The organism is Shewanella sp. DC2-4 (genome assembly GCF_013248875.1).
GTDB lineage: Bacteria > Pseudomonadota > Gammaproteobacteria > Enterobacterales > Shewanellaceae > Shewanella > Shewanella oncorhynchi.
In genome coordinates, this window is sequence record NZ_JABRVR010000002.1 from 3,667,931 (window position 1) to 3,694,071 (window position 26,141).

A 26,141-nucleotide genomic window follows, 5' to 3' on the forward strand; every position below is an offset into this window, starting at 1 on the left:
TTTCTATGCAAATAAACCTAAGTGGACACCATGTCGAAATTACCGAATCGTTACGTGCATATGTAGAAGAAAAGTTTTCAAAACTTGAACGCCATTTCGAACAGATCAATAATGTGCACGTTGTGCTCAATGTTGAGAAAATGCAACAGATTGCCGAAGCGAGAATAAACCTCATAGGTGGTGAAGTTTTTGCTACTTCAGAGCATGCTGACATGTATGCCGCTATAGACGCCCTGATTGACAAGCTTGACCGTCAGGTTATTAAACACAAAGAGAAGTTAACAAAACACTAATAATGGAACTTTGTACCATACTGCGGCCGGAGTGCACTACCTGCGCCACTCCGGGCAGCAAGAAAAAGGTACTGGAACTCATCAGCGACTTAGTCGCTGCCCAGTACCCGACCCTCTCATCTCAAGAGATATTCGAAAGCCTAGTGGCGCGCGAAAAGATGGGGAGCACAGGTATAGGTAACGGCATCGCCATTCCACATGGTCGACTAGCCGATATAGATCAGCCCATTGCCATACTAATTAAGTGTGAAGAGCCGATAGCATTTGATGCTATCGATAAGCAACCTGTTGATATTTTATTTGCACTACTGGTGCCTGCAGACCAATGTCAGCAGCACTTAAGTACCTTGTCTTGCATGGCCGAAAAGCTGAGCGACAAGCAAATATTAAAGCAATTACGCAAGACGCATGATGAAACGGAACTCTATCAGGTAATCACTGGATGAAACTGGTCATAGTGTCGGGCCGCTCAGGCTCAGGCAAATCTGTCGCCCTTAGGGTACTCGAAGATCTCGGCTATTATTGTGTCGATAACCTTCCCTTGCCATTGATTGGCAGTTTGCTTGAGCAACTCAAAGGCAGTAACGATCTCGTCGCCATCAGTGTCGACGTGCGTAACATGCCTGAGCAGGATAAGGTCTTAGTAAAACAACTCGCTAGCCTACCTCCAGATACTGAGTTAACGAGCTTCTTCCTTAACTCCAGCGATAAAATTCTGCTCAAGCGTTACAGCGAAACCCGCCGTTTGCATCCTTTGTCGAAGAGCCGAGTCTCTTTGCAAGAAGCGATAAAGCTGGAGGGGAAACTGCTCGAGCCTATGTCAAAACTGGTCGATCACTACATAGATACGTCGAATTTGAATATCTATGATTTAAGCGACCAAGTCAGACAAATTCTCCTTGGTAGTGTCGATAAAGAACTCGTGATCAACTTCGAGTCCTTTGGCTTTAAGCACGGAATGCCCACCGAAGCCGACTTTATGTTCGATGTGCGCTTCCTGCCCAATCCCCACTGGGAGTTGGCGCTGCGGCCATTGACTGGCTTAGATGAACCCGTAGCTGAGTTCTTAAATCGTCAACCACTGGTTAATAAGTTCATCTGGCAAATCGAAAACTTACTGGAGACTTGGCTGCCGCACCTCGAGCGTAACAATCGCAGTTATTTAACTGTGGCCATTGGCTGCACAGGTGGACAGCACAGATCCGTTTACGTCGCAGAGCAATTGGCCAAACGCTTTAGTAACGGTAAACATAAAGTTTATGCCCGTCATCGAGAGCTCAATAATGCCAAAGCTTGAACGTCAGATAACCATCTGTAATAAGCTCGGTTTACATGCCCGTGCCGCCACTAAGTTGGTGGTACTGGCTTCCGAGTTTGATGCGACCATCACCTTAATCCAAGGCGATAAACAAGCATCGGCCGCCAGTGTGCTTGGCTTGCTGATGCTTGAAACTGGCATGGGTAAAACCATCAAGCTTATCGCCGAAGGCCCAGATGCAGAGCCGGCTCTCGATGCCATTTGTGCCTTAATCGACGCTAAGTTTGACGAAGCCTGTTAGTTTCACTTCACACTAAGCACTTCATCGTTAGTTTCACTTCATGTCTAGTTTTAAAAACTTGCCATTCACACATGGCAAAACATTTGTCGCTCGACGATACAAGCCACAGGCGATTACACTAGCGGTCATTGCGCTGGCCTTAACCTTACCTTAGCCGTCTTAATCTATGTCATCGACTGACGCTTAGTCACCGCAAAATCCTAGCCCAACACTAAGATCTCAAACCAATTTGCCGCACAATGGAGGACAAATGCCCGTAGATAATGCAGAAAACGATCACACCGGACATAGTCTTGACCAGTTAAACCAAGCGCTTAGCAGCGGCATGTTCGTGCATGTGCGTAATATGCTGCAAAAAATGGCCGCCTCAGATATCGCGCTGATCTTAGAATCATCACCGCCAAGTGCCAGACAAGTATTGTGGCAGCTCATCGATCAGGAACAAATAGGCGACATACTCGATGAGTTGAGTGAAGAACTCAAAGACCCACTGATCCGCAGCATGAGCCCTGAGCGAGTCGCGAAAGCGACAGCAAGCATGGACACCGACGATCTCGCCTATATTCTGCGAAGTCTTCCCGACGCCGTTTACAAACAAGTGTTGCAGTCGATGACGGAGCAAAATCGCCTGAGGGTAGAACAAGCCCTATCTTATCCAGATGAGACCGCCGGCAGCTTGATGAATACAGATACAGTCACCTTAAGACCCGATGTGAATATCGATGTGGTGCTGCGCTATCTTCGGCAAAGGGGCAACCTACCCGACACCACAGATACCTTATATGTGGTCGACAAACAGGACAAAGTCCTTGGCGGTGTTAGGCTGGCAGATCTGCTGACTTGCGCGCCAAGCACCACAATTCGCAATATCATGGATCCCAATATTCAAAGTATTCCGGTGAGCATGTCCGACAGCGAAGTCGCGCAGAAATTCGAACGCAATGACTGGGTATCGGCACCTGTCGTCGACAGTGATGGTAAGCTACTCGGACGTATCACAATCGATGACGTAGTCGATGTTATCCGCGAAGATGCTGAACATTCCATGATGGGTATGGCGGGGATGGACGGAGATGAAGATACCTTTGGTCCTGTGCTAAAAAGTACCCTACGTCGCTCGCTCTGGCTTACTATAAACTTATTCGCCGCCCTGCTTGCCTCGTCGGTCAGCAATATGTTTGAAGGCACTATTGAGCAATTTGCCACTATCGCCATCTTGATGACAATTGTCCCTAGCATGGGCGGTGTTGCCGGTAATCAGACCTTAGCGCTCGTGATCCGCGGTATTGCTTTAGGCCATATCGGCCAAAGCAACGCTCGCTGGCTTATCGGTAAAGAGCTATCGATTGGTTTTCTCAATGGCTTGATGTGGTCGATTTTAGTCTTTGTCGCCGTGTGGCTATGGAAGGATGATATGGCACTGGCGGGATTAATTGGTAGCGCTATGCTGATCAATATGACAGTAGCTGGGCTTGCAGGTGCGAGTATTCCATTGATTTTAAAACGACTTAAAATCGATCCTGCCCTCGCTGGCGGTATGGTGCTCACCACAGTCACTGACGTGGTTGGCCTGTTCGCCTTCCTCGGGTTAGCGACGCTCTACCTGATGAACTAACGCTTTAACAGTTTGAGCTAATAACAAAAACGGCACCTCAAAGGTGCCGTTTTTTATCCCGCAGGAAAACTAAAGAAGGCTATTTTGCCGGAGGTTGGAAACCATAACTGCTCAAAATCGCTTGGCCTTTGGTCGATAGAATAAACTCAGCTAACGGCTTAGCGACAGTATTAGCGCCTTGTAAAACCAGTAAACCATAGTCGGCACCCACGGCGAGTTCCTGCGGTAAGTCGATGATTTGTAAACTCGGCACTTCTTTTTTAGCCAGCACAGCATTAGTGCAATAGGTTAAAAAGATATCCGCTTGCTTGTTTTCCATTACCCAGCCATAGGGGTTACGATCCTTAGGCGATTTAACGCTCTCAGGGCCGCCCGTCAGTTGTAATGCCTTGGTCTCTAACGCGGCTTTCGCATTAGGTTTTACCACTTCGGCCTTAGCAAAAACGGCCCAGGCATAATCACCCGCGGGGTCGGCTTTCGGGGTTGAGGTGCCGACTTTAACCTTAGGATCTAACAAGGTATCGAGTAAGGTCGCACTCGTCACCTGAACTGTGTCTTGAGCAACAGCGCAGAGTTGATTACGGGCAAACATTTGCACCGCTTCGCCCTGACCCGAATCCACTAATGCCTGTGGATGTTTCATATTCGCCGAGGCAAAGATATCGACTTTCTCGCCCTCTTGAATGCGCTTTAACAATAAACCTGAGGGCGCATATTGCGCTACAACACTTATTTGCGACTGTGCTTGATAAGCAGCAATAATATCACTCATCGCAGCCTTTAAACTGCCTGCGGCGCGCAGTTCTATCGGCGCGGCTCCTGTGGTCACTTCGGCTTTCATCGGCACTCCTTGTACAGCAGTCACCATGATGACAGGACTTAAACTCAAGGCTACTAACACATTTTTGCTTATCATAGTCATATTCTCCTTTAGGCACTAAAAGTCATTCTTGTGACTTATCCCCATACAGAACGTGAAATCGATAAAGGGATCAAGCTGAACTCATCCCAAGGTAATTAGCAGTGATATGTTTGTGGTGCAGGTCACTCAAGGTGCGCTTCATAAAGGACAAATTGTCTAATTGAAGCACGGCAAGCTAATCACTCAATTAGCCCACCACTGAAAACAAAAAAGTCGCCCCTGGCGACTTTTTCAGCGAGAACTTTGTGCTTAGACCAGACTATTTACCTGTTGGTATTAGTACGATCTCAACGCGGCGGTTTTGTGCTCGGCCATTTGCATTGGCATTTGATGCAATAGGACTCGCTTCACCCATACCTTTTGATTTTACACGGGCAGAGGCAACGCCTTTACTCATCAAGTAATTACCCACTTCGCTAGCACGGACCTGTGACAGACGTAAATTATAAGAGTCTGAACCACTGCTGTCGGTATAACCTAATACGTTAAGCTGCGTTTTGCTGTATTCCTTGGCCACAACCGCCACTGAATTCAGCACGCGTTTAGCACCGTCACTTAACTCGGTTTGATCTACGCCGAAGGTCACTTCATTAGGCATATTCAAAATGATGTTATCGCCGTTACGGGTCACACTCACGCCCGTTGAGGCTAATTGTTGGCGTAATTTGGTCTCTTGCACATCCATGTAATAACCAATACCACCACCGACTGCAGCGCCCGATGCAGCACCAATTAAGGCACCTTTACCGCGGTCGCTCTTGCTCGAAGATACCACCCCAATTGCGGCACCCGCGACGGCACCAATCAATGCGCCACTGGTAGCTTTAGCGGTTTGTTCTTCGTTTGAATAGGGATTGATTGTTGTACAACCCGATGCAACTAGCGCGGTCGTCAATACCACTATGGCTAACAGGGATGGTTTAGATTGCACTGCCTGAAAACACTTCATCATTTATAACCTCTTTATATGATTGATGACTGTGAATACCGCTCAAAAGGGCAAGAAATATCACGTCCATTAGGTAATACGAATGACCTAGGGATTGCCACAAAGCAGGCAGTATATAAGCAATTGCGCTGGAGACAATCCTTTATCCATCTTCAATTATGCTAATCCAGATTTTAGTCAGCAAAGATACAGATTTCGGGCTTCAATCATGGCTTGTACCGCCCAATTTCATATCAAGTCTATGGCACCGAAATAGTGCACCTTGCACCTTTATTGGCAGCACTAAAAAATAACGCCGTTTTAATCGAAGGCGCAATGCAATGATTTAAAAGGTTAAAATGAAAATTAGAATATTGGCACGAATTTTACATACTACTAAGTGAGTAGACAGTCAGACGCGGTAAACATCGCCGAAAAACTAGAGTCGACTTCAACTGGATTAATCCAAATTAAATGGACCTATCGAGACAGAAAATGGGCTCGAGTATTTAGGGTCATAAAGGAGGAAGTATGAAAACGGTCATGAACTTTATCGCACTATGTCGCCACGAATGGATTTGTCTGCGCCATCTAGGTCTGAGCCAGTGGGATTTAGAACAGCGTCACTATCATCAATAAAAGGCAGCGCAAACGGTCATATTTTGGTTAGAAGGCAGTAAAAGAGGGAACGCTCATGGGAATCGCAGAAAATAGTCTCAAGCTACATGTTATCACCGAGGTTAAAGTACAAGGTCGCTTACTGTCGGATGTTGCACGTCAATACGGTTTATCTGCCAAGGCAGTCTACCAATGGGTGCGAGAAAGCGATCTGCAACCCCAGCAAAGAGAATGCGCATTAATGAGTGAGATTGCCCAGCTACAGAAAAGAATTAAACAGCTCAATCATGAGCTACGCACGATAGGTTAAGTGCTGCATGGCAATTGAGTGCCTGTACAACAAGCTAAACGTGCCCGAATAGACAAGGCCGGACGAGATTGCATATCGCCCTGCTGATAACGCTAACGATGTAAAAGATGTGCTAACAACAATAATAACAGCGCCCTTTTTAGTCCGGCCTTGTCGTCCAAATTGATGAACCCAGCGAAGATTGGGAAATAGTATTAACAGCAACAAACGGATAGGGACAATGCAAGAGTTTCGGCAAGACTAGGGAGGGAGTTATCTCCCCCAAGATCAAATATGTGAATTGTGCTCCCCCAAGTCATGAACATATTTCTCTCTCTGGCCTTGTCATTTTATTCACAGGATCAATGATGATCCAGCACTGCAATGAGTGTGGTGCGCCAAGGAAGGCCGTGATTGGTATTACATAGATTGACTGAAGAGTGACCAAGGTTTCGGCAAGGATTGAGGGAGTTATCTTCCCCAAAGATTAAATATGTGAATTGTGCTCCCCCAAGTCATGAACATATTTCTCTCTCAACTCTTGTCCTTTTATCACACTGTTCGATGATTGCTAGCTTGTTTGTAGCAACAAGGATGGCCCCAGCTTCCATCGGGGATTAAGCCAAGGATTGGCTAACGCCAAAAATTAAATAACAATAATAAAATCAACAACAAAAATAATAATTTCACTTAATTTTTAGCATAAAAAAGACGCTACTTTGAGCGTCTTTTTTATGGGTGAAAAACAACGACTGACGATTAATAGTCTTCTTCGTTTGCCTCTTGGATCCGCTGCTTACGCTCTTGTGCCTCTTCAAAGGCTGCTTGGATTTCTTCCAAGACCGCACTAACATCGGCTTCGACCAGCACTTCGGTAAACTCACCCGTTAATGGCGTTTCAGGCTTCAATTCACCGGCTTCAAACAAGGCCCAAATTTCTTTGGCGTATTGTGTTTTTAGCAGCTCAGGAGCATACAAACCATAGTATTGAGTCATGTTATTCACATCACGCGCTAACATCCATTTAGCATGGTTATTTGCAGCGGCATCGACGGCCTGAGGTAAGTCGATAATCACTGGCCCTTCACTGTCAACTAACACGTTAAACTCAGACAAGTCACCGTGCACTAACCCCGCACAGAGCATACGTTTAACATAGGTCATCACCAACGCATGATCCTTCAAGGCTTTTTCTGCCGACATACTGACATCGTTTAATCTCGGCGCGACATTGCCCTCGGCATCCGTCACTAACTCCATCAGCAACACGCCATCAAAACAGCCGTAAGGTGTTGGCACCCGCACACCTGCATTCGCTAAACGGTAAAGTGCTTCAACTTCAGCATTTTGCCAAGCTTCTTCCTGCTGATCGCGGCCAAATTTAGACCCTTTTTCCATCGCGCGCGCACGACGACTGTTACGGACTTTTCGGCCTTCTTGATATAACACAGCTTGCTTAAAACTGCGCTTGTCCGCTTCTTTATAGACTTTGGCACAGCGGATATCATCACCACTGCGTACAACGTACACAGTCGCTTCTTTACCGCTCATTAACTGGCTAATGACCTCATCGACCAGTCCTTCATCAACCAGGGGTTGGATTCGTTTCGGAGTTTTCATAGCGCCCTTATACCTTACTTAGGCATGATATGGAATACTGCGGGCAAATCTTCATACAAAAGCGGTCTCCAGCGGAAGTTTGATGAATATAGTTTAGGATTATTAAACGAATTTTAAGTAAAAACTAATGCACTTGCGTGTTAAACACAATACCAGATTTACTCAGCGCGTTGGCAAAGAAAGAGACTGAAAATACCGCTTTAACTAAAAGAATATTCTTTTATGCTCACCCCAGTAAAACCAGACTCAAAACGACAAGCCATATTCCGCGCCGAATATGCCAATCCAAGCCAGTTGAAATAATACCCATAGCTAAATTGGTGCAGGAACTTAACTCAAACAAACAAGGCAATCACACTGCCCACGGTCGCCGCCGCTTTCAATATTTGGCCTGCACTGTAATAAGTGTCGTTTGAACTCTTAACGTCATCTACATCATCCGCACTAGGCTCAGGTATTTTACTCCTTGCATTGCCATCAAAACTGACCTCAGCTTTGGGAGCCGCCAGCCCTAATGCACCATAGGTAAAGGATTTAAGTCCGCTTGGCTCGGCGGTATCAAGGGATTGATGAGCCGACTTAACTGCTGGTAATGAAGCTGAATACGCAGATGAAATAAGTGAAATCATAGCGAGCACCAAAGCAGACATTTAAAGTGTTAACCGCAAACTAACACAATATCAGCTGGTTATCATGCATTCATCCGCTAAACTGTGATGGATTTTGCCCAACAAAACGCATCTATTACAGTATAAATAGCGGTATATATAGCTAGATCTCCCCCATAAGAGCCTTTATCCTAAACGCCACAACATATAGAGAACTTATCCATGCACTATCCCAGCATTTTCCTCGCACTTTCAGTCCTATCCCTGACTCAATGCAGCAGCTTATCGATTGAAGAATGCGCCAATAGTGATTGGTTTGCCCTTGGGCTTGCCGATGGCAACCGTGGGACAAGTTCTGGGCAATTAAATCAATATCAAAAAGATTGTCGTGAATTTAATCTCAGTGTCGATACAGCGCAATGGAAACAAGGATACCAGCAAGGGTTAGCCAGTTACTGCGTGCCAGAAAATGGCTACCGCGTAGGCTTAGCGGGAGAAAGTTATTATGGGGTTTGCAGTAATAACCAGTTTGTTGAGCGCTATAACCAAGGCCATCAACAATACCTGACCAACAAACGTTTAACTGAGATTGCCGATCGCTTAAATACCATAGAGAGAGAAATAAGCAGTCTTGATGGCAAGATCAATAATCTCACCGACAAGGCTGACTTATTGAAACAGAAAAACAGCCTACTCAACGAAAAAAACCAACTGTTAGATGAAAGATCTCGCCTACGCAGACCTGATATGCGCTTCGAATTTAGATTTTAAGCCATAAAAAAATACTGAACCCAATAAGGACTCAGGGCGTTAGCTTCGCAGCTCGTTATTTTTGCGGTATTCCACTACTTGTAACCTTGAACATTTGACCCAAAGCGACCAATTTAGACTTTCTAAACGCAGGCGAGCGCAGAAAAAACACATAGTAAAGTAGGCTAGCGGACGTCCATGCTATGGCTAAACTCCATAAATCATGACTCAAGAAGTGGGCGCCGCGTAACTCTTGGCCAATGCCAAATACTAGGCCTAAACTCAAACCAAAGATTAATCCAAACTTAGCTAAATGCGGGCGATACTCATGCAGCACGTAATACAAGGCAACCCAAGCAAACCCGCCGCTGGCATGGCCACCAGGGAAACATTGACCAAACTCAGCACTTTTAGGTAAACGAGAAAACAAGGATGAATGTATCATCTGGCCGCCAAACTCAATCACATCCCACGGGCAGGTCATGTGAGTAACGCTCTTGCCTATTCGGACCAGCAACACACTCGCCAATACGCTACTAAATAGGTAAATCAGGCCCTTACGGTACGGTTTTACCCTGTCACTTCGAAAACTAAAGGCAATGCCGACTACGACACTCACCGCCAGCAAGATGACAAAGTTACGCCCAGTGACATGCAGTAAATCTTCGGTCAACCAATATCCTCTCAATGGCCAAGAGTCGATACCCCCTTGCCAATGAAATAACAAAGTCGCGACTTTCATATCAGCGTGAGTCCATTCAAGCCCCACTATGATCACTGCAAACACTAAAAGCGGCGTAATTAAATGCCCCTTAGCAAAATCCATAAATGTCATCATAACTTTATCTTTCAGATAGTTACTCACTAATAAATCCAAAAATCAGAACATTTAGTGTTAGAGTACCGTTGAATTCTTACCTAACACTTAAGAGATCTAACAGCGCAGCATTTAAGATAGAACCGAGATTTTGCAGTAACTAAATTTACCGAAAAGACTCACATCATGAGTAAAAAGACTATAGTTTATGAATAGTATCGCGCCTCTAGGACTGAGCATTCATGCCATACAACCTCGCCATTAACCAGTCTCAAAAAGATCGTTTATTTGCCGACATTGCTATCGACACAGACAAAATCGTTGTTCCCCAAGAAATGGTTGATAACTGGCAACAAACCTTAGATTTGCTCTCTGAATTAGTCGACACCCCCGCCGCTTTGATCATGCGTGTCCATCAAACCGATATTGAGGTCTTTACCTCGAGCCGCACCCAAGGTAATCCCTATAAAAAACATGATAAAGACAGTTTAGGCCACGGGCTTTACTGCGAAACAGTGATCAAAGAAGGTAAGGAACTCCACATTCCTAACGCCCTAAAGGATAAAAACTGGGACAAAAATCCTGACATTAAACTCGGCATGATCGCATACTGTGGTTTACCTTTACGTTGGCCAGATAGCAGTGCCTTTGGCACTATCTGCATGCTCGATAGCCAAGAGCATAATTACCCCCAATCTTTTCGCAGCTTACTCGCTCGGTTTCAAAATGGTATCGAAGCTAACCTAGTCACCCTTTATCAACAGGCTAAGCTACAACTGCACAATCAGCAGCTAGAGCAAAAAGTACAACAGCGCACCCATGAACTCGCCGAACTTAGCGGCAAGCTCATCAAAGAAATCGAAAACCGCACCTCCACCGAAACCTCACTGGAATACCATAAAAGCTATGATCCACTGACGGGATTACCCAATCGCATCAATTTGATTAATAGTCTGTCTATCATGCTCGAAAAAGTGAATCGCAAAGAAAAGATTTCAGTACTCTATCTTGGGCTGCGCAATTTCAAATCCATCAACGACAGTTATGGTTACCTGATTGGCGATAAAATTCTCACTATTCTCAGCCAACGTTTACAGCACTATACCGATGAAAACACCTTTATCGCCCGCATCGCTGGCGCCGAATTTGTGATTATTCAAGCCCACAAACCTTCGAATAACGAAACCAATAAACTCATCAATAAAGTGCTTAACTGCTGTAACACGCCCTTTGGTGTGGCTGATTTTGTAATCACGATTCCCTCGAGCATGGGCATAGCACAAGCGCCTATGGATGGTATCGATGCCGCTATCCTGCTGCAAAAAGCCGGAGCTGCCATGACGATAAGCAAGGCTGATGGCTCAACTCACAGCTTCTTTAATCAAGATACGCAAGCCGCTTTAAACCTACGCTATCAACTGGAATCCCACTTGGTCGATGCACTGAACAAGAACGAGTTAAGCCTGCATTACCAACCCTTTATTAACTTAAAGACGAAGCAAGTGATTGGTGCCGAAGCCCTGCTGCGCTGGCATAATCCCATCCTTGGCAATGTCGCCCCAGACAGATTCATCGCCTTAGCTGAACGTAATGGCCAGATTATCGATATTGGCAATTTTGTATTGCATACCGCGCTGTCTCAGGCGGCAAAATGGTGTCGCGAGGTAGGCCAAGAGTTTAAAATCGCCATCAATATTTCCCCTTTGCAAATGCGCAATCCCCGCTTTAGCGAACACATAGCCGACTTACTCACCCTCTATCAATTGCCCCCCACCGCCCTAGAACTTGAAATTACCGAAGGCATGCTGATGCAGGATGAACACATTGCCCACAATGCCATCCAAAAACTACAAGAACTCGGTATCCGCATCTCCCTAGATGATTTTGGCACAGGCTACTCATCCTTAAGTTATCTACAAAAATACTCTTTCGACACCTTAAAAATCGATCGCTGCTTTATTAGTAAACTCGAAGAAAACGAACAAAATAGAGAGTTAACAAAGGCAATTATTGCCATTGGTAAGAAACTGGACTTGGAAGTGATCGCCGAAGGCGTAGAAACCCTAGAACAAGATGCCTTTATTCGTCATGAGGAATGCGACTTAGGCCAAGGCTATCTCTACGGTAAACCCATTACCGCAATACAGTTTGAGCAGGCATTTATCCATAAAAAAGAGCATTAATTTCATCCTTAATGCTCTTTTTTATTTCGCGAATTAAAACCGACTGAATAATGCTACGTGAATAGTCATTTCCACAGAATGTTATAACTCACATTTGTACAAAAGTGAGCTAGTTTTTTTACTCTAATTCGTGGAGTTCGGATTAAAATTTCTATGGGTTATCACCTTACAAACGCAAGCCAACTGTTTTACGTCCGTTTAAGCAACTTATTATGTTCTCTTGCTAACCACCACAAAAATAAGATTGCTTGTAATCCCGAAATACCTGCATAAAACAAAAAAAATTCAATTTTCATAGAAGGTAGTGAAATCAGAATACCGAAAGCTAGAATCCCTAAAAAATAACACCATTTATTCTGATTAAAGAACTTTACTGCCACCCAATGCACAGGAAAGCCAATTAACATCCATCCAATAATTGAGAATATAAAATAGAACACTAAAACAAAACGTATTGATCCATAGAAGTATTTAAAATCCATTGTTATTAAGTCAGATTCATTACTCCAGTAAAACAGCATAATTGGAACAAAACATATTGCTATAGCAATAAACACGGCTCGTAAAAAGTGCTCCAAATTCACAACCTCTCCCTGAGAACATAACGCCGCAAGCGGCGAGCGTTAGCGAGTCCAGCACCGAAGGTGCGATGCTGACTTGCCTTGTTAACTTTTTGCATACTCTACAACTAAAGACAGCGGGAACAAAAAAATAGCTGCCAACAAGAAATAACAACAAAGATAAAACACTCCGTAATAAACTGAATTTGTTATCTTACAAGCTAACTCCAATCTACGGGTGCCTAGCAGAGACGGAAAATAACTAGAGAACAGATTAATCGCATCAGCATTCTCTTCAAATAGTTTCACTAAGAAAAGCCTTAGCGTTGTGATAGTCATTACCATCCCTGCAAGGACAAAGGTTAAAAATAATAACCACTCAGCCATTTCAAAAGCTGTAACACCAACGAATGCAGCAAGAACAAGTAACATAGTGCCGATAACCCACCAGCGATAATAGCTTGCCGCCTTTTTTGTAAGGGCCTGATAGCAAAATTTAAGCGGTGCTTGAGGGTGCATAGTTCTTCCATAAAGTTAACGCCCGCAGCACGCGCGGCTTTGTAGTGAAGGCGGAGCTGCAACGAAAAGGCCGTCGCTGTGCCTGCGATTGTTAGGCATTTCTACTTCCGGCCCCTCGAAATATAGTCGGCATATTCATCTTGAATCATAAACTCGTTCAATAACCTTTCAGATGATCCTGCGAATCGTTGCTCAATAAACTCTATCGCTTGGCCAAATGAAGTGAATGATTTGACCTCATTGGCATCCTCTAGCTCTAGGTCTGGATCTAGTGGACCAAACTCATAAATATTAAGGAATGATTCATCACCCAAATCAGCAGTTTCGTAAACTGAAACATCTATTTCGGATTTGGGACCTCGAACGCTTAGCCACTGAATACCAGCACGGCCATCCCGTTCACAGCCACCAAGAAAGCACTCAACTGCTTTCCCTCGCTTAAGCGCCGACTCGGCTTCTTGAAGATTAAGGTATCTACGGCTCATTGTGTATGACTAACGCCGCGCAGCGGAAAATTTGTCCGACAGCAGCGCCTTGTTAACTGCAGAACTCAATTCTATAGCCTCTGGCTGTACTGTATTTTAAATCATTAAATGTGTCGCATATAACGGAACCATCAAAGAAACTAGATGCTTCATTTGTTTTCCCTTTAGTTCCGAGACCAAGTACAAGCCGCTGCAGCACTGGCAAACTATTATTTAGCTCAGAAAACAATACAGGATCTATCTTCGAATTAATTACAGCCAATTCGTTAATTGAGCTGCCTTTAATACCTGACAAAGAGGAAAGTCCATTCATGGTATCCATGACCAAGCTCTTAAGGTGCTTTAAATTGGAAACATCTGGAATGGATGTAACTTGCTTTAGAGTACTTAAATGCAATATCTCAAGAGATGTCAGGTTTTCCAGGGCACTTAGGTCGTGTAATTTCTTTACCCAAAGTATTTCTAGGCTTGTTAACTTAGATAATCCTTTAATAGCATTTAGGTCTTCAAATGTGCCGAAACCCAAATATAAACTTTCTAAATTACTCAGACTAGCAACATGCTCTATTTGTTTTTCTTGATACCCTGAAAGGGTTAGGTCTCTAAGGCTAGTGAGCGTAGCTATAGAATCGATATCTTTCTTATTTTTGACCAAACTCAGAGAATTTAACTTATTCAGATCTGATAGAGGCCTTAAAGATACAGTTTTTTTATTAAGCTCTCCCAGACTCAAAAACTCTATTTCGTTTACATGCTCAGCAATAGCATCAATACTTGTTAGCGCAGGAAGAAAAATCTCTAAAGCTCTAATGCCCGAATAGTGTTTCAGGAAATCTAAACTGTAATCGTTACCCGCAGACCATGTAGGACCCAAAGCACCACCTAAGTATGATAGAGATATACCATCGATTTTTCCTTGGCGTATTTCATCCGCGATAGATGAATGTTCTTCATCGCTCAAATTGTCGGCTATCTTTTTTAGTTTTATGTGCATAATCTCAATTCTAGGTAGCAGTTAACGTCTTAGTATTTATGCGCTGCGCTGTTTGCAGGGCATCAATCGCTTGTTGACTAAATCTCAAATATGGCCACTGCCACATCCATGTAAATGGGTATAAATAATGCTATAGGAATTTGCTTTTTTGCGGTAGCGGTTTTTTATACAGTTTGATGGATAATCACTTGATATCGTTTTAGCTTTCTCATTTTTCGCGCTTATTTTTTGCTGATCAATCGCTATCTAACGACTCAAAACTCCAAGGAATACACCTCCACTCGGAGTTGCCGCAGGGCGAATAGAGCTCTTGATTTAATAAAGAGTGCGTGAGTTCGGTCATGGATGACCGACTAGCTTTCGCAGGGGCTGGGGCGAATGAAAATCGGTGATTTTCGCGCTTATGAGCGAGAGGCAGGGACTGCCGAACTGGAGGGATTTACATGGATGTAAAGCGCATCCTTCGGAAGCGATAGCAAATTTGCCAATGAGCACAAGGAGCTTTCAACTCCGTTGGGGGCGTATTGGAGCATCCAAGGGCGAAGGCCTACGGCCGCTTTGAGCGCGAGATATGGATATCGAGCTGGCTATTTAACATAGACGTTTTTGATAGGACGAGCAGTCCTCCTTGGTCGGGTGTGGGGTGAAGCCCCACGACTTTGATTTTGATTAAAGCATTCAAACCACGAAACACACTTTGGGGCAATAGCTTCTAGCTAAAGGAAATCGTTAGGATTATTAAAGCAGCGACCATCACCATAGGGTCGCGGCTTTAAATCTCACTCATAGGGATAGGGAAACGAGACTAGTCTGCTTTAATAACGGCTTGTGTCAGTATTTCTTGGTCATTCTTAAACACCACTAGCTCGCCTAGAGGACTATCGCTGCCGCCTAAGACGGTGACATAACAATAATACTGGTATGGGCCGCTGCGAAATTGGTATGAATGATTCCCTCCACTGCCATCAAAAACGAGTTTGCCTTTATTCAGCACTAAATCTGGCTTTTCACTCAATGCCTTACCCTTTGCCCATGCGGCATAGCGGTATTGGCTGTTCCCCATATCATCGACACGAATGGTAAACTTGGCGGTCTCCCAAGATAACGCTGGGCTGACAAACTCACTCACACTCGGATGTAATGCCGTTTGTTGCTTAGCAATAAGCTCTGCTTTCAGTTTTGCCTCTACCGGTGTTTGATAGTTAATGGCGATGATCTTGCCATCAAAATCCAGCCACACAACACCGCTACCGAGCATAATGCCGCGCCAGCCCATCGTCTGCCAATCGGCTTCAATCTTAGAATGGGCGATCTGCTCAAGCAGCTTAGGATCAAAAACCTGATCGAAACGTGCGATCATTTCCTGCGTATTTTGAATCGCGGGGATCGGATATTCACGTTTAAGTGGGTAAGCCACACGCTTAGCAATCGCCTCAAGATCATTGGCCTTGGCGGCGTCGATAAGCCCTTGCACCAGAGGGATGTATTCCTGTGGCATGGCTTCATCAGCGGCGTTTGCATTGATGCTTAAACCCATAACGCTGAATATTAACGCCGCAGAAAACGCGATATTCATCAGTGTAACTTGGCTGAAAACAGCTAATTTGCTTCCCTTGAGTCGTGAGGCGAATGGCATCTTTATCCCTTACTCCAAATGTCTCTGCTGAGACTAAAGGCCAAGAATACCATAAGTGCCTCAGACTAAAACCTAAGGTGATTTACACTGCGCCTGACTAAGCGGTTAATAATAGGTTTGAGTAAATCGCCAAGGCTACTGACATAAAGATGACACCAATAACCGCATCGATAACCGGTGTTAGTCGCTGCAATTTAAGTTGCACCTGCGCCTTTGACAACATTACCGCTAAAAAGCCAAACCATGCCAATGACAAAGACAACAACAAAATAGCGGAAGCGATTTTAGTGCTCGTTGTAACACTTGGGGTAATCAAGGCCGAAAACAGGGTTAAGAAAAACACTAATGCTTTCGGATTCAATAGATTGGTATAAAGCCCAGTCAAAAAACCTTGCCTGCGTGACATAGCGCCACCTAAGCCACCAGCAACAGACGCCACGCCTTCAACGTCACCAGCGCTAATAACAGCATCATCATTTGTCCCTGCATGGACTCTAGCGCTCATTTTACGTTTAGCGAGTATTGCAAGACCGGCACGCAGGGCACCAAACCCCATCCAAGCGAGGTAAGAAGCACCCACAATTTGCACTAAGAGATACAGAGTGTGTGAACTCTTAATAAGTAGACTCACACCGGTAAGACTCAAAATCGTATGAGCTAAAATGGCTATTGAAATCCCTACGGCTGCGGCAATTGCCGTGCCTCTAGGCTGCTGAGTGGCAATCTTCACCATAATAGCGAAATCGGGTCCGGGACTGATTAAAGCAACAGCATGGATTACAGCCAAGGTAAGTAATAAAGATAAATCCATAGATATGCGGCTCCACAAAAAAGGTTAATAACGATAACTGAGGCAGCCAGTATGGCAATTTGTCGCAGCGCTGAATTGTAATAAATTGCACTATTTCAGTGTTTTTTAAAAACCAGCGGCGTCGAAAGACGGGGGGAAATTAGAGCATACGCCGCTGAAATTGCACTGGCGATAATAGGAATGCCTGCTTAAAAGCTTTGTTTAAATGACTTTGATCGAAAAATCCGAACTGCTGCGCCACATCCGCCACTAAAGCGCCATGACTTAAGGATTTTTTCGCCAACTCTAAGCGCACCCGTTTAAGGTACGCATGGGGAGTCATCCCTGTTGCCTGTTTAAATTGCCGCAAAAACTGAAACTTACTTAAATTCACTTCATTGGCTAAGGTTTCAAGTTGAGTATTATGCCAAGGCTCATCGTGAATTCGCTGTTTCACTAAGCTCACCTGCAACTTAGATAACCCGAGTTGTTCACTCGGCTTAGATAGGCAAGATGAAATACCGCTTGGGTAACGCTCCAGCAGCAGATGAATAAAATTCAGTAAGTGGGACTCACCCGCAAGCGCACTGCATTGGCCTTGAATTAATAGCTCGTGTAGCTGAATAAAATATTGATAAAGCGTAGGGTCATCAACCATAGGCGCGCTGAAAAAGTGCTCCTTCAAACCCAGTTCTTGGCTGACTTCATTCATGTATTCCACAGGGATCGACATCACTTTCACCTGATAACCGTCGGCATCGCGGCTCTGACCATCGTGGGTTTCGTCGGGATTTAAGGTCGATAAACTATGCTGACCAAGCTGATAACTGCTGCCCTTATTCACAAACTGCTGCGCACCTTGAGTGACTACGCCTAAGTGGTAATCCAGATGCACATGTTTATCAAAACTGAAATGCGTAAATTCCGCCTGACTCAGTTCTATGCCTGATAAGCTAGGATGACGCCAATAATTAATGTTTTCAATGGGTGTTGCAGTACTCATAACTCGCGGCGATTACCTATAGCATCAGCTGTAAAACAGGGGGAAACTCAGATCGACTCGTCCTCATTCTAGCCTCCATTGTCAGCGCGGGAATAGTAAATTATTGCAGCCACATAGTTTGAAGCGATTTGGGCTTAGATTAGTGCTTAAATTAGCGCTTAAATGAGTGCAGCAGAAAAAAGCGCCCAACTATCTGGACGCTTAATGAGATACATTTTTGCTCGGCGACATACGTAATAACCTTCGATATCGCCTTAACCGATGAATACCACTAGAAATGATAACTCACGCTGACTCTCACCATTCGTGGCTCAACAGGATGATAATGCTGATCTTCAACCCCTTCGGCTGCTTCGCCGGGCAAACGAGAGGCATAAAAATAATCTATGTCGTGATCTTTACTATCAAACACATTGAGCAGCTCAAGCTTAGTATCGAAGCGGCGGAACTCGTATCCTAATGCGAGGTTAACTAATGTGGTCGCATCAGCCTTGTGGTCATTAAAGCTGTCGAGCACCCGCTCGCCAAGGTGCCGCACGCGTACACTCGAATACAGGCCATCGCCGTCGGGTCGATAGGTGATGCCCGCACTGGCAACAAAGGGAACTGCGCCATCGATATACTTGCCCTCTTCAAATTCATTTTCAGTAAATCTGGCGTTAGTCCACGCTAATTCCATATCGATACTGATTGCCTCATTCAGCCAATAATAAGCCGTTAATTCAGCACCATAACGTTCAGATGCACGACTCGGCTCAGTGTTACCCGCATCGCCCACAAATACTAATTCTGAATCTAGTTGCAGATACCAGACCGCAGCAGAGAAATTAATAAAGTCTCTGTCATAGTATTTCACCCCAAATTCGCCGCCATTGGAGCGCACGAGCAGATCGACTTTTTCGACCTCATCGCCACTCACTGGGTCAACCTTAATCGTCGCACCGCGGGCATCGTTCGAATGTAGCCCTTGGCCTGCATTAACATATAACTCAAGATTATCGCTCCACAAATAAGAAGCGCCGGCTTTGAGGCTGAACATACCATCGGACGCATCGCCACTGTTAAGCGGATTATCACTGTCGACCTGCACATCAAAATAATCGTAACGCAGCCCAAGATTAAAACGCCATTGCTCAGCTGGCAGCCACTCAACTTTGCCAAAGATGCCACTCGATAACTCTTGCACTTCATCAAGCCTTACCGTATTCAGCCGTTGTCGCGCCTGAGTGTTATACAAACCCACTGCGCCAATATCGTCATAACGCACATCGCCGCCCACACTGTAATTCAGTTGAGTGCCACCAAGTGAAGTTTGCCAATCACGCTTAAGATCGCCGCCCCAAATCGTGCGTTCATCGACTTGTTCAAACTCATCACCATTGATGGGATCGTTTAAGAAATAGGTAAAATTAGAGAATAAATTCATAGTCGAGCGAATGGCGTAGACATTTCCCTGCCAATCACCCGCATCGTAATTAGCTGAAACGCTATAACGGTTAGATTCACCGCCGACGTCTTTATCTAAAGATCCATAAAAATCAATTAATCCAGAATCCACCGCACGGGCGGGGATCTGATCCGCCGAATTCCAGCTGTTGTCGTAGGCCATCATAGTGACGCTTAAGTCCCCCTCACCCAGCCGAGTTAAATAACGCCCGACGACACTGATCTTACTCACATCCTCATCAATATCCGTCCACGGGCCATCATAGGTTTGTGCCTCACCACCCCAAATAAAACGCCCCATGTCAGTGTTTAACTCCTGAGTCGCCACGAGTCGCTGGTAGCCATATTCACCCAACGTCACCCCAACTTGGTTATGGGGGAGTTGATCAGCCAGCAGTAATTGCGCAGCACCCGCGCCAGAAAAATCGGCCACCTCAGGATAATAAGCGCCTTTGGCATAACGGATCTCGCCTATAAGTTCAGGGATCAAAAAGTTAAGATCCGTATAACCCTGACCATGCCCATGGGTTCGCATATTCACAGGCATACCATCGACTCGAGTATTAAAGTCTGTGCCATGATCCAAATTAAAGCCGCGTAAGAAATACTGATTCGCTTTACCCGAACCACTGTGCTGAGTGACTATCATCCCAGGAACAAATTCGAGGATTTCGCCGGTTCGTAATAGGGGTCGACTCTCAATTTCTGCCGCACCGACTATCCCCTCAGATGCCGAAGTACTATGGCCTAAGGTGTTAATTTGCCTGCCGCGCACCTCAAGGCGTTCGATATTGTCCGTTGCCGCCTCTGCCACTACGGCACTCGATAAACAACAAAGAGGTAATAACCACGTCATTGATAACCAAAGCTTTGATAACCGCATTCCTGATAATCCCAGTTCCGATTTCATCCTTTCTTTCCTACTACAGGTGATAGACGGCAGGGATTTAACGCCTTATTTACAAACAAAAAACCGATCAAGCTCAAACTCTGATGAATAAAAAACCAGCAAAATACAGGCAAATATCATTTCTATGTGCCGTATCGCACATTTTTAAACCCAAAAGGACAAAATGTCCGCCAGCAGATCACATTTCAACCGTGTGTTAGTGCGAAATCATGGTAATAAAATAATCTTGCTTGAATAAAAATGAACCCATTTATCAGGCTAGCTATACTCTAAATAACTCAACACTTTTAGAGACACGCTATGCAACGATGGAGCAATATGCACATTTGGAGTGTGTGGGTAGGCCTTTTCTTTTGTGTCTCGGTTCATGCAACCAGCAAATCAACAGCAGAAACCACAGCGATGATTGCTGATAAACCTATCATTACGATGGCGTTTTATGAGGACCCCAAACATAACTTCTACTTTAAATGGGCTGAACTGATTTACGCCCAAGCCTTTGAACGCTTAGGATATGACTTCTCCTATCAAGTGGTTCCCGCAGCCCGCGCCAGTATGATGGCGGACTCAGGTAAAGTGGATGGTGAGCCGGGGCGTGTATCTCATTATGGCGAAAAGTTTACCAACCTCATTCGAATTGAAGAACCGGTTATCGATACCCATTTAATTGCCTTCGCGCACAATCCCGAAATCAAAATACCTAACTGGCAAGCGCTGCAAAAGAGTCGATACAAGATCGAATACTATCGAGGCGTGTTCCTCGCAGAACAAAAGCTAAAGGGACTCATTCCTAAGGAGCGTCTGACTGAATCTTCATCCCCTGCGAGCTCCTTTCGTAAAATGCTCCGCGACCGAATCGATATCTATATTGATACGGAGGTAAGCTCATTGGATCTATTACAAACGCCTGAGTTTCAAGACAGCCAGATAATCGCGATTGCCACCCTAGAAGAACTCACCAGCTATGGTTACTTAAATAAACGTCACGCGGCACTCGCCGTTAATCTTGCTCGGGAGCTAAAACAGATGAAGCAAGAAGGTATATTTGACACCTACAAACAACAGGCCCAAAAATCGCTTAATAATGAAATGAATAATGGCGATACCCCAGAATAAATCAGCATCGACTGTAAAAGTCGTGGCTTACTTTTCTCCACAGAAGATGGCACTAATGTAAAAAGCCTGTTCAATCATACTGAACAGGCCATGTATTCGATGAAAAAGTGAATAAAACTCACCTACAAAACCTAGGCTAAACCTTACTTATTTGCTTGCGAGTTTACGCCAACGCAACCCATCGCGAATCACCTCATAGCCAGGGAACATAGCGGCAATCACTAGAGTATAACTTAGCCAATGTTCTAACTGTAATAACGTAAATTCCCCATTTAATTCAGCTCCTTGGTTTTGTACTTGGCTTTGTAATAGTGGCGAACTAAAGGCCAGAAAGACTAAGAACGAGGCATAAGCAAGATTGATCCCCATATTCGCCAGTAACAATTCAGTAGTCCACACTCGGCGGCGTAGTTGCCAGAGACTATTCCCCATAGACAGCAAAATAATAGGGCTAAACCATTGCAACAATTGCTGAGCATTGGCGCTAAAAATCACAGTCCGCGCGGCTAATTGCTCGCTACTCATCCACACAGAACACCAGATCACAAGTAAGAGAAAAAGATATGTCGCCAGATCGGTAAACACATCGCTTAAACTAATATGCTGCCAACCGGGCCCAACCTTAGGCAAATTCTGCGGCTGCCATTTTTGGCAATTGCTGCCAGATAGGGGTTTCCCCTGAGCCGAGAAACTCCAAAAGGCCAACAGAATAGCGGTAAAGGCAAGACAGGCATCGCCGATAAAACCTTTGGCAATATGGTGGATAAATCCTAATAGATCCCCCTCTGCAGAGCCCAACCATTGAGTCGTGCCGCCCACAACCTGCAGCACAAACAAGACCCCAAGCACAGTGAAAAGTGTATGTTTAAAAAGTGGAATATCCTCAGAGGCAATAATAGGCACTGCCGGAACAAATTGCTGCGCGACCTTACAGGGATGCCCCATTTGCTTTAATACCGCGGCAATTTGCGCTTCAGTCAATTCACCTTGTTCAGATAGGGCATCCAATTGGTCGCAGATATTGGCTTTTAATTCACGGCCTATTTCCTGACGTTTGTTCTCGGGCAATTCTCGCTGCACCGCGGCGATATAGCGATCGACTAATTCCATATCAAATCTCCTCTGCACTCTCGTCTGAGCTTTTCATATCAGAGCCATTAGTGTCAGCGCTTTGCTCCAGTAAAAAAGCCAAGGCGCCATTAAGTTGCTGCCATTCATCGGTAAGTTGACTGAGCAACTCAGCGCCCAATGACGACAATTGGTAATAACGACGCTCACGCCCTTCGGCCTGTCGCCACTCACTATCCAACAATCCTTGATCGGCTAGGCGGCGCACTAAGGGATACAGAGTCCCTTCGTCAATATCGATACCGCCTTCCTGCAACTGTTTGCGGAGCGAATAACCATAGTGGGCTTGTTTTAATAATCCCAGTACCGCCAACACTAATACCCCACGGCGCAACTCGAGTCGCATTTTGACTAGCTGTGAACTTGTCATTGTCGAATTCCTATCCTTAACACTGTGTCACACACACTGTGTGCCACACAGCAAATACTATGTAGCACACAGTAAGATTGCAAGTTTTAATGCGCATTTTTTGATCACTTTGTTTGTTACTAATGCAATCTATTGTTTGTATTGAATTTACAAAAATGCCAACCGTTTCTGCTAAGTGCTCACATTTCCCCACCGCCATACACTCAATGCGAATGAGTCACACATAAGCAAATTCAAGATAAAAAATTGCAAAACTTCCTTTGCTTGAGTAACTTAGCATCCAACATTGAATAGCCGATTCGTCAACCTAAGTACGGTTTGCTCCTTAAAAAAGATAAATCGGAGCAACTCAAGTAAGTATTGATATTCAATAACTAAAAATATTAAGCGGTTAAATTAAGGACATAGAAAATGCTCATGGATAGAGGCGTGCTGGTTCGCTGGAACGATGAAAAGGGATTTGGCTTTATTCAGCCTGAAAAAAACGCAGCCCAAGATGTGTTTATTCACATTTCAGTGCTGAAAAAGATGGCGAGAAAACCCATAGTGGGCGACAGCATTCTGTATCAAACGGAAGTGCAAAATGACGGTAAGAGAAAAGCAGTTATTGCCTCGATTGAAGGCGTTGCTGTCGTTGCAGCGAGTGCAGCACCGCGCTCCCACTCTCATGTCCAATCACGCAATCAAAACTTCAACTTCAATAACAAAGACAAAGACAAAGCGCATTACCATAGCCCACGAAAATCCTCTTTTAATACGATAATCCCGCTGCTAATAATCGTGGCCATAGTTATCTTTGGCTTTAAACAATACCAAGAATTCAATGAAGCTCCTGCAATCGATGAAGTACCAGTCCTCACGAATGAAGACACTCAGCCAATGCCCATGTATGAAACTAAAGCGCGAACACAAGCAACGGCAACACCAAGTTTCCAATGTGAAGCGGGTAAAACCCATTGCAGCCACATGAGTTCCTGTGCTGAGGCGACTTTCTACATTCAAAATTGCCCCAATACTCAAATGGATGGTAACGGTGATGGCATTCCCTGCGAGCGTCAGTGGTGCAGTTAGCGATGCGACATATGTAAAGTCACGCGGGTAACCTTAAGCCTGAGCAGGTAGTAAAATGATAAATAATCTAAAACAATGGCGAGATAGCCTGACAGGCATACAGCAAATCGGAGTGATTGCTGCCAGTATCGGGCTTCTCATGCTTGGCTTATTCTACCTTGGTCAATTTATCGGTAGTAGCGTGGTAAAAATGGGCTGGCTGTAACCCTAGAAATACGCAAACTAGCCCATGAATTCATACCCATAGCAACTTCAAAATGGCAACGCATGCACACTGATATCATCACGCACATTGATTCACCTGAGATACTGGAGTCCATGTTAACCGAGCATGCTGCGGTGCTGTTGTTATTTGGCGCGCCAAACTGCGGTGTGTGTCAAACGCTCAAACCGAGAATTGCTGAGATGTTGGCGCAAGAGTTCCCGCTGATGCGGATGGCCTATATTGATTGCCAAGCCCAAGGTGAGATAGCGGCGAGCCGCAATGTATTTGCCTTGCCTGTGGTCGAATGTGTGTTTTATGGCAAAACCTTTGGACGGTTTTCCAAGGTGTTTTCATTAGCGGATATTCGAGGGGCGCTTGCCCGCCCCTACGCTTTAACTGTGGCGGAATAATTCAAATTAAACACTGAGATTATTTACCAGCGGTCTAAACCCAGCGTAATGCACTGACTTATCGAGCTTAACCTGTACTGCTGGCGTGCTTATAAGACGTGTTGAACAAGGAGCTGCTTTAGCTTTACCACTGCAACCGTCACCTGTTGAATGACAACATCCGCCCTTGGCTGCATGTTTGAGTGAAGCGCGACCTTGGGATGCATCCGTTAACCTAAGATTAAGATCCGCTGTTTGTGCCAGCAAAGTCGCCACTGTTTGACTCGCACTACCTTTGCTCACACTAATCCCCACATCGAGCAACTTTCCTAACATGCGCTCACCGATATTCTGCACAAGTACAATGTCGGTACCTTGTTGGATAATCAGCTCTAATAAGGCTTTTTTGGCACTACAGTCACCTTCAATTGCCGGGTTATCGACCAGTTTGATTCGTTGAAACTGTTCATTATAAAAGCCAATTTGTAGGGCTTTCGTAAAGTGACTGGCGAGGCGTTCACGGCTCATCGGCATGGCAATAATCATGATAAATCCTTGTCTGTTTGGGTTGGCAGCCTCAAGGCTTGACCTTGAGTGATAGCCGTCGCCACCTTTTTACGGGCATTGGCGAGAAGGTATCCAAAGGTTTGCCGAGAGATCCCCATCAAAGCCGCGGCTTCGATCTGGCTTAATCTTTTGACGTCACCCAGTTCGAGGGCCTCAAACTCATCGGCCTCTAATTGAATATGAGTTAATTTAACCGCAGGGATCCCATTAGGCTTAAATAGGCTACAGGGCACACAGCTCGATAATTGACGGCATTTTTTGGGTCTTGGCATAAATATTTTTATCTTTAAGTCGTCTTATATGTCTTGAAATCGTGTTTTAGGTCTTAGTGCACATCTTCGGTACTACGAGTGACACTCGGGCTCATCTCGCTAAGGGAGTCCATCGTTCTGGATTCTCAAGCGTGATAACTGACTTGATGAATAAGTTCAGTGGATGAACCATAAAACTGTCACGAGTTTCTGGCCTAGGCCAGAAACTATTATTCGCGCCAACGACATTCAAAACTGTAAGACGGCTCACAGTTACCTATATCAAGCATGACTAATTAACAGAACTGCTGTCTGGCGAATGGGGGATTAAACACTAGGGCGATGCCATCATTATCGATATGTGGTGCATCTCAGTTTTCACTGGAATACGAAAATCTTTCGCACCACAGGTATATTGCCATTGAGCGTGACTAACACACTCAATGGCTAGCGCCCTGTAAAGTCAATTTTAACCTGCGTTGGAGTGCCGAGGGATAAT

At 44.9% G+C, this 26,141-nt stretch carries 29 protein-coding genes; 12 read left to right on the top strand and 17 right to left on the bottom strand.

The window, feature by feature from the left end; all coding sequences use genetic code 11:
• The first annotated feature begins 5 nt into the window (after nucleotides 1-5).
• The 5 genes from hpf to mgtE all read left to right on the top strand — a co-directional run bounded on the left by hpf (nucleotide 6) and on the right by mgtE (nucleotide 3,467).
• Entirely contained in the window at nucleotides 6-293 is a 288-nt protein-coding gene (hpf, locus tag HQQ92_RS16735) for a ribosome hibernation promoting factor (protein WP_006083070.1), read from the top strand.
• 2 nt (nucleotides 294-295) lie between these two features.
• Nucleotides 296-739 carry a PTS IIA-like nitrogen regulatory protein PtsN gene (ptsN, locus tag HQQ92_RS16740; RefSeq protein ID WP_006083071.1) on the top strand — a complete coding sequence of 148 codons (444 nt, stop codon included), beginning with the start codon at nucleotides 296-298 and terminating at the stop codon, nucleotides 737-739.
• Nucleotides 736-1,590: an RNase adapter RapZ gene (rapZ, locus tag HQQ92_RS16745; RefSeq protein WP_105251390.1), complete on the top strand. Its 855-nt coding sequence runs from the start codon at nucleotides 736-738 to the stop codon at nucleotides 1,588-1,590. The genes ptsN and rapZ overlap by 4 nt, the downstream gene beginning before the upstream one ends.
• Nucleotides 1,577-1,852 (top strand): HPr family phosphocarrier protein, encoded by a 276-nt coding sequence (locus tag HQQ92_RS16750; protein WP_006083073.1) that lies wholly within the window; start codon nucleotides 1,577-1,579, stop codon nucleotides 1,850-1,852. Before rapZ ends, HQQ92_RS16750 begins: the two co-directional genes overlap by 14 nt.
• 250 nt (nucleotides 1,853-2,102) lie before the next feature.
• A complete protein-coding gene (gene mgtE / locus HQQ92_RS16755; protein WP_113939980.1) occupies nucleotides 2,103-3,467 on the top strand; it encodes a magnesium transporter in 1,365 nt (454 codons plus the stop codon).
• Nucleotides 3,468-3,546: 79 nt separating this feature from the next.
• Here the strand turns inward: mgtE and HQQ92_RS16760 are convergent, their stop codons facing one another.
• Both HQQ92_RS16760 and HQQ92_RS16765 read right to left on the bottom strand, forming a co-directional pair.
• Complete coding sequence (locus HQQ92_RS16760) at nucleotides 3,547-4,383, bottom strand: molybdate ABC transporter substrate-binding protein (protein WP_173246897.1); 837 nt, start codon at nucleotides 4,381-4,383, stop codon at nucleotides 3,547-3,549.
• A gap of 265 nt (nucleotides 4,384-4,648) precedes the next feature.
• The gene (locus HQQ92_RS16765) at nucleotides 4,649-5,338 is read right to left on the bottom strand and encodes an OmpA family protein (protein WP_168825788.1); all 690 of its coding nucleotides are present in this window, start codon (nucleotides 5,336-5,338) and stop codon (nucleotides 4,649-4,651) included.
• 673 nt (nucleotides 5,339-6,011) lie between these two features.
• Here HQQ92_RS16765 and HQQ92_RS16770 point away from each other — a divergent pair.
• Nucleotides 6,012-6,245 carry a transposase gene (locus tag HQQ92_RS16770; RefSeq protein WP_168825505.1) on the top strand — a complete coding sequence of 78 codons (234 nt, stop codon included), beginning with the start codon at nucleotides 6,012-6,014 and terminating at the stop codon, nucleotides 6,243-6,245.
• Between the two features lie 738 nt (nucleotides 6,246-6,983).
• On the opposite strand, the gene HQQ92_RS16775 is transcribed toward HQQ92_RS16770, so the two are convergent.
• Nucleotides 6,984-7,844, bottom strand: a complete 861-nt coding sequence (locus HQQ92_RS16775) for a PA4780 family RIO1-like protein kinase (RefSeq protein WP_028759534.1) — start codon at nucleotides 7,842-7,844, stop codon at nucleotides 6,984-6,986.
• 335 nt (nucleotides 7,845-8,179) lie between these two features.
• The gene (locus HQQ92_RS16780) at nucleotides 8,180-8,494 is read right to left on the bottom strand and encodes a hypothetical protein (protein ID WP_173246900.1); all 315 of its coding nucleotides are present in this window, start codon (nucleotides 8,492-8,494) and stop codon (nucleotides 8,180-8,182) included.
• 180 nt (nucleotides 8,495-8,674) lie between these two features.
• Here HQQ92_RS16780 and HQQ92_RS16785 point away from each other — a divergent pair, with 180 nt between their 5' ends.
• Nucleotides 8,675-9,223, top strand: a complete 549-nt coding sequence (locus HQQ92_RS16785; RefSeq protein WP_113939984.1) for a DUF2799 domain-containing protein — start codon at nucleotides 8,675-8,677, stop codon at nucleotides 9,221-9,223.
• 55 nt (nucleotides 9,224-9,278) lie between these two features.
• Here the strand turns inward: HQQ92_RS16785 and HQQ92_RS16790 are convergent, their stop codons facing one another.
• Nucleotides 9,279-10,037 (bottom strand): phosphatase PAP2 family protein, encoded by a 759-nt coding sequence (locus HQQ92_RS16790; RefSeq protein ID WP_173248693.1) that lies wholly within the window; start codon nucleotides 10,035-10,037, stop codon nucleotides 9,279-9,281.
• A gap of 224 nt (nucleotides 10,038-10,261) precedes the next feature.
• Here HQQ92_RS16790 and HQQ92_RS16795 point away from each other — a divergent pair, with 224 nt between their 5' ends.
• Nucleotides 10,262-12,202 carry a GGDEF domain-containing protein gene (locus HQQ92_RS16795; RefSeq protein WP_168825511.1) on the top strand — a complete coding sequence of 647 codons (1,941 nt, stop codon included), beginning with the start codon at nucleotides 10,262-10,264 and terminating at the stop codon, nucleotides 12,200-12,202.
• Nucleotides 12,203-12,390: 188 nt separating this feature from the next.
• On the opposite strand, the gene HQQ92_RS16800 is transcribed toward HQQ92_RS16795, so the two are convergent.
• From HQQ92_RS16800 to HQQ92_RS16835, 8 genes are all read right to left on the bottom strand, one after another.
• Nucleotides 12,391-12,786 carry a hypothetical protein gene (locus tag HQQ92_RS16800; RefSeq protein WP_173246903.1) on the bottom strand — a complete coding sequence of 132 codons (396 nt, stop codon included), beginning with the start codon at nucleotides 12,784-12,786 and terminating at the stop codon, nucleotides 12,391-12,393.
• 81 nt (nucleotides 12,787-12,867) lie between these two features.
• Complete coding sequence (locus HQQ92_RS16805) at nucleotides 12,868-13,281, bottom strand: hypothetical protein (RefSeq protein WP_168825515.1); 414 nt, start codon at nucleotides 13,279-13,281, stop codon at nucleotides 12,868-12,870.
• Between the two features lie 101 nt (nucleotides 13,282-13,382).
• On the bottom strand, nucleotides 13,383-13,766 hold the full coding sequence (locus HQQ92_RS16810) for a hypothetical protein (RefSeq protein ID WP_168825517.1): 384 nt from the start codon (nucleotides 13,764-13,766) through the stop codon (nucleotides 13,383-13,385).
• A 52-nt stretch (nucleotides 13,767-13,818) separates the two neighbouring features.
• A complete protein-coding gene (locus tag HQQ92_RS16815) occupies nucleotides 13,819-14,760 on the bottom strand; it encodes a hypothetical protein (protein ID WP_173246906.1) in 942 nt (313 codons plus the stop codon).
• A gap of 805 nt (nucleotides 14,761-15,565) precedes the next feature.
• On the bottom strand, nucleotides 15,566-16,396 hold the full coding sequence (locus HQQ92_RS16820; RefSeq protein ID WP_173246922.1) for a hypothetical protein: 831 nt from the start codon (nucleotides 16,394-16,396) through the stop codon (nucleotides 15,566-15,568).
• Nucleotides 16,397-16,493: 97 nt separating this feature from the next.
• Nucleotides 16,494-17,207 (bottom strand): LysE family translocator, encoded by a 714-nt coding sequence (locus HQQ92_RS16825; protein ID WP_173246925.1) that lies wholly within the window; start codon nucleotides 17,205-17,207, stop codon nucleotides 16,494-16,496.
• Nucleotides 17,208-17,346: 139 nt separating this feature from the next.
• Nucleotides 17,347-18,189 carry an AraC family transcriptional regulator gene (locus HQQ92_RS16830; RefSeq protein WP_173246930.1) on the bottom strand — a complete coding sequence of 281 codons (843 nt, stop codon included), beginning with the start codon at nucleotides 18,187-18,189 and terminating at the stop codon, nucleotides 17,347-17,349.
• Between the two features lie 271 nt (nucleotides 18,190-18,460).
• Nucleotides 18,461-20,518, bottom strand: a complete 2,058-nt coding sequence (locus tag HQQ92_RS16835; protein WP_375539968.1) for a TonB-dependent receptor — start codon at nucleotides 20,516-20,518, stop codon at nucleotides 18,461-18,463.
• 327 nt (nucleotides 20,519-20,845) lie between these two features.
• Between HQQ92_RS16835 and HQQ92_RS16840 the strand changes: the two genes are divergently transcribed.
• Nucleotides 20,846-21,661, top strand: a complete 816-nt coding sequence (locus HQQ92_RS16840; protein WP_173246936.1) for a hypothetical protein — start codon at nucleotides 20,846-20,848, stop codon at nucleotides 21,659-21,661.
• 147 nt (nucleotides 21,662-21,808) lie between these two features.
• Here the strand turns inward: HQQ92_RS16840 and HQQ92_RS16845 are convergent, their stop codons facing one another.
• Both HQQ92_RS16845 and HQQ92_RS16850 read right to left on the bottom strand, forming a co-directional pair.
• On the bottom strand, nucleotides 21,809-22,771 hold the full coding sequence (locus HQQ92_RS16845) for a hypothetical protein (protein ID WP_173246939.1): 963 nt from the start codon (nucleotides 22,769-22,771) through the stop codon (nucleotides 21,809-21,811).
• 1 nt (nucleotide 22,772) lies between these two features.
• Nucleotides 22,773-23,159, bottom strand: coding sequence for a PadR family transcriptional regulator (locus tag HQQ92_RS16850; protein WP_105251375.1), 387 nt, complete (start codon nucleotides 23,157-23,159; stop codon nucleotides 22,773-22,775).
• A gap of 411 nt (nucleotides 23,160-23,570) precedes the next feature.
• Between HQQ92_RS16850 and HQQ92_RS16855 the strand changes: the two genes are divergently transcribed.
• From HQQ92_RS16855 to HQQ92_RS16865, 3 genes are all read left to right on the top strand, one after another.
• On the top strand, nucleotides 23,571-24,230 hold the full coding sequence (locus tag HQQ92_RS16855; protein ID WP_173246944.1) for an excalibur calcium-binding domain-containing protein: 660 nt from the start codon (nucleotides 23,571-23,573) through the stop codon (nucleotides 24,228-24,230).
• Nucleotides 24,231-24,285: 55 nt separating this feature from the next.
• On the top strand, nucleotides 24,286-24,435 hold the full coding sequence (locus HQQ92_RS16860) for a hypothetical protein (protein ID WP_173246947.1): 150 nt from the start codon (nucleotides 24,286-24,288) through the stop codon (nucleotides 24,433-24,435).
• 62 nt (nucleotides 24,436-24,497) lie between these two features.
• Nucleotides 24,498-24,845 carry a co-chaperone YbbN gene (locus tag HQQ92_RS16865; protein ID WP_173246950.1) on the top strand — a complete coding sequence of 116 codons (348 nt, stop codon included), beginning with the start codon at nucleotides 24,498-24,500 and terminating at the stop codon, nucleotides 24,843-24,845.
• A gap of 6 nt (nucleotides 24,846-24,851) precedes the next feature.
• Here the strand turns inward: HQQ92_RS16865 and HQQ92_RS16870 are convergent, their stop codons facing one another.
• Nucleotides 24,852-25,370, bottom strand: coding sequence for a NifB/NifX family molybdenum-iron cluster-binding protein (locus tag HQQ92_RS16870; protein WP_173246953.1), 519 nt, complete (start codon nucleotides 25,368-25,370; stop codon nucleotides 24,852-24,854).
• Nucleotides 25,367-25,663, bottom strand: coding sequence for a DUF134 domain-containing protein (locus HQQ92_RS16875; RefSeq protein ID WP_012088215.1), 297 nt, complete (start codon nucleotides 25,661-25,663; stop codon nucleotides 25,367-25,369). The genes HQQ92_RS16870 and HQQ92_RS16875 overlap by 4 nt, the downstream gene beginning before the upstream one ends.
• Nucleotides 25,664-26,141: the final 478 nt, after the last annotated feature.

What these genes read in the sequence shown, in the direction of transcription:
- HQQ92_RS16795 (WP_168825511.1), top strand. Translation starts at nt 10,262, where the DNA reads ATGCCATACAACCTCGCCATTAACCAGTCTCAAAAAGATCGTTTATTT.
- HQQ92_RS16820 (WP_173246922.1), bottom strand. Translation starts at nt 16,396, where the DNA reads ATGCCATTCGCCTCACGACTCAAGGGAAGCAAATTAGCTGTTTTCAGC.
- ptsN (WP_006083071.1), top strand. Translation starts at nt 296, where the DNA reads ATGGAACTTTGTACCATACTGCGGCCGGAGTGCACTACCTGCGCCACT.
- HQQ92_RS16835 (WP_375539968.1), bottom strand. Translation starts at nt 20,518, where the DNA reads ATGCGGTTATCAAAGCTTTGGTTATCAATGACGTGGTTATTACCTCTT.
- HQQ92_RS16750 (WP_006083073.1), top strand. Translation starts at nt 1,577, where the DNA reads ATGCCAAAGCTTGAACGTCAGATAACCATCTGTAATAAGCTCGGTTTA.
- HQQ92_RS16760 (WP_173246897.1), bottom strand. Translation starts at nt 4,383, where the DNA reads ATGATAAGCAAAAATGTGTTAGTAGCCTTGAGTTTAAGTCCTGTCATC.
- HQQ92_RS16785 (WP_113939984.1), top strand. Translation starts at nt 8,675, where the DNA reads ATGCACTATCCCAGCATTTTCCTCGCACTTTCAGTCCTATCCCTGACT.
- HQQ92_RS16780 (WP_173246900.1), bottom strand. Translation starts at nt 8,494, where the DNA reads ATGTCTGCTTTGGTGCTCGCTATGATTTCACTTATTTCATCTGCGTAT.
- HQQ92_RS16775 (WP_028759534.1), bottom strand. Translation starts at nt 7,844, where the DNA reads ATGAAAACTCCGAAACGAATCCAACCCCTGGTTGATGAAGGACTGGTC.
- HQQ92_RS16845 (WP_173246939.1), bottom strand. Translation starts at nt 22,771, where the DNA reads ATGGAATTAGTCGATCGCTATATCGCCGCGGTGCAGCGAGAATTGCCC.
- hpf (WP_006083070.1), top strand. Translation starts at nt 6, where the DNA reads ATGCAAATAAACCTAAGTGGACACCATGTCGAAATTACCGAATCGTTA.
- HQQ92_RS16840 (WP_173246936.1), top strand. Translation starts at nt 20,846, where the DNA reads ATGCAACGATGGAGCAATATGCACATTTGGAGTGTGTGGGTAGGCCTT.
- HQQ92_RS16875 (WP_012088215.1), bottom strand. Translation starts at nt 25,663, where the DNA reads ATGCCAAGACCCAAAAAATGCCGTCAATTATCGAGCTGTGTGCCCTGT.
- HQQ92_RS16790 (WP_173248693.1), bottom strand. Translation starts at nt 10,037, where the DNA reads ATGACATTTATGGATTTTGCTAAGGGGCATTTAATTACGCCGCTTTTA.
- HQQ92_RS16825 (WP_173246925.1), bottom strand. Translation starts at nt 17,207, where the DNA reads ATGGATTTATCTTTATTACTTACCTTGGCTGTAATCCATGCTGTTGCT.
- mgtE (WP_113939980.1), top strand. Translation starts at nt 2,103, where the DNA reads ATGCCCGTAGATAATGCAGAAAACGATCACACCGGACATAGTCTTGAC.
- HQQ92_RS16855 (WP_173246944.1), top strand. Translation starts at nt 23,571, where the DNA reads ATGCTCATGGATAGAGGCGTGCTGGTTCGCTGGAACGATGAAAAGGGA.
- HQQ92_RS16830 (WP_173246930.1), bottom strand. Translation starts at nt 18,189, where the DNA reads ATGAGTACTGCAACACCCATTGAAAACATTAATTATTGGCGTCATCCT.
- HQQ92_RS16815 (WP_173246906.1), bottom strand. Translation starts at nt 14,760, where the DNA reads ATGCACATAAAACTAAAAAAGATAGCCGACAATTTGAGCGATGAAGAA.
- HQQ92_RS16865 (WP_173246950.1), top strand. Translation starts at nt 24,498, where the DNA reads ATGCACACTGATATCATCACGCACATTGATTCACCTGAGATACTGGAG.
- HQQ92_RS16860 (WP_173246947.1), top strand. Translation starts at nt 24,286, where the DNA reads ATGATAAATAATCTAAAACAATGGCGAGATAGCCTGACAGGCATACAG.
- HQQ92_RS16765 (WP_168825788.1), bottom strand. Translation starts at nt 5,338, where the DNA reads ATGAAGTGTTTTCAGGCAGTGCAATCTAAACCATCCCTGTTAGCCATA.
- HQQ92_RS16870 (WP_173246953.1), bottom strand. Translation starts at nt 25,370, where the DNA reads ATGATTATTGCCATGCCGATGAGCCGTGAACGCCTCGCCAGTCACTTT.
- rapZ (WP_105251390.1), top strand. Translation starts at nt 736, where the DNA reads ATGAAACTGGTCATAGTGTCGGGCCGCTCAGGCTCAGGCAAATCTGTC.
- HQQ92_RS16770 (WP_168825505.1), top strand. Translation starts at nt 6,012, where the DNA reads ATGGGAATCGCAGAAAATAGTCTCAAGCTACATGTTATCACCGAGGTT.
- HQQ92_RS16850 (WP_105251375.1), bottom strand. Translation starts at nt 23,159, where the DNA reads ATGACAAGTTCACAGCTAGTCAAAATGCGACTCGAGTTGCGCCGTGGG.
- HQQ92_RS16810 (WP_168825517.1), bottom strand. Translation starts at nt 13,766, where the DNA reads ATGAGCCGTAGATACCTTAATCTTCAAGAAGCCGAGTCGGCGCTTAAG.
- HQQ92_RS16805 (WP_168825515.1), bottom strand. Translation starts at nt 13,281, where the DNA reads ATGCACCCTCAAGCACCGCTTAAATTTTGCTATCAGGCCCTTACAAAA.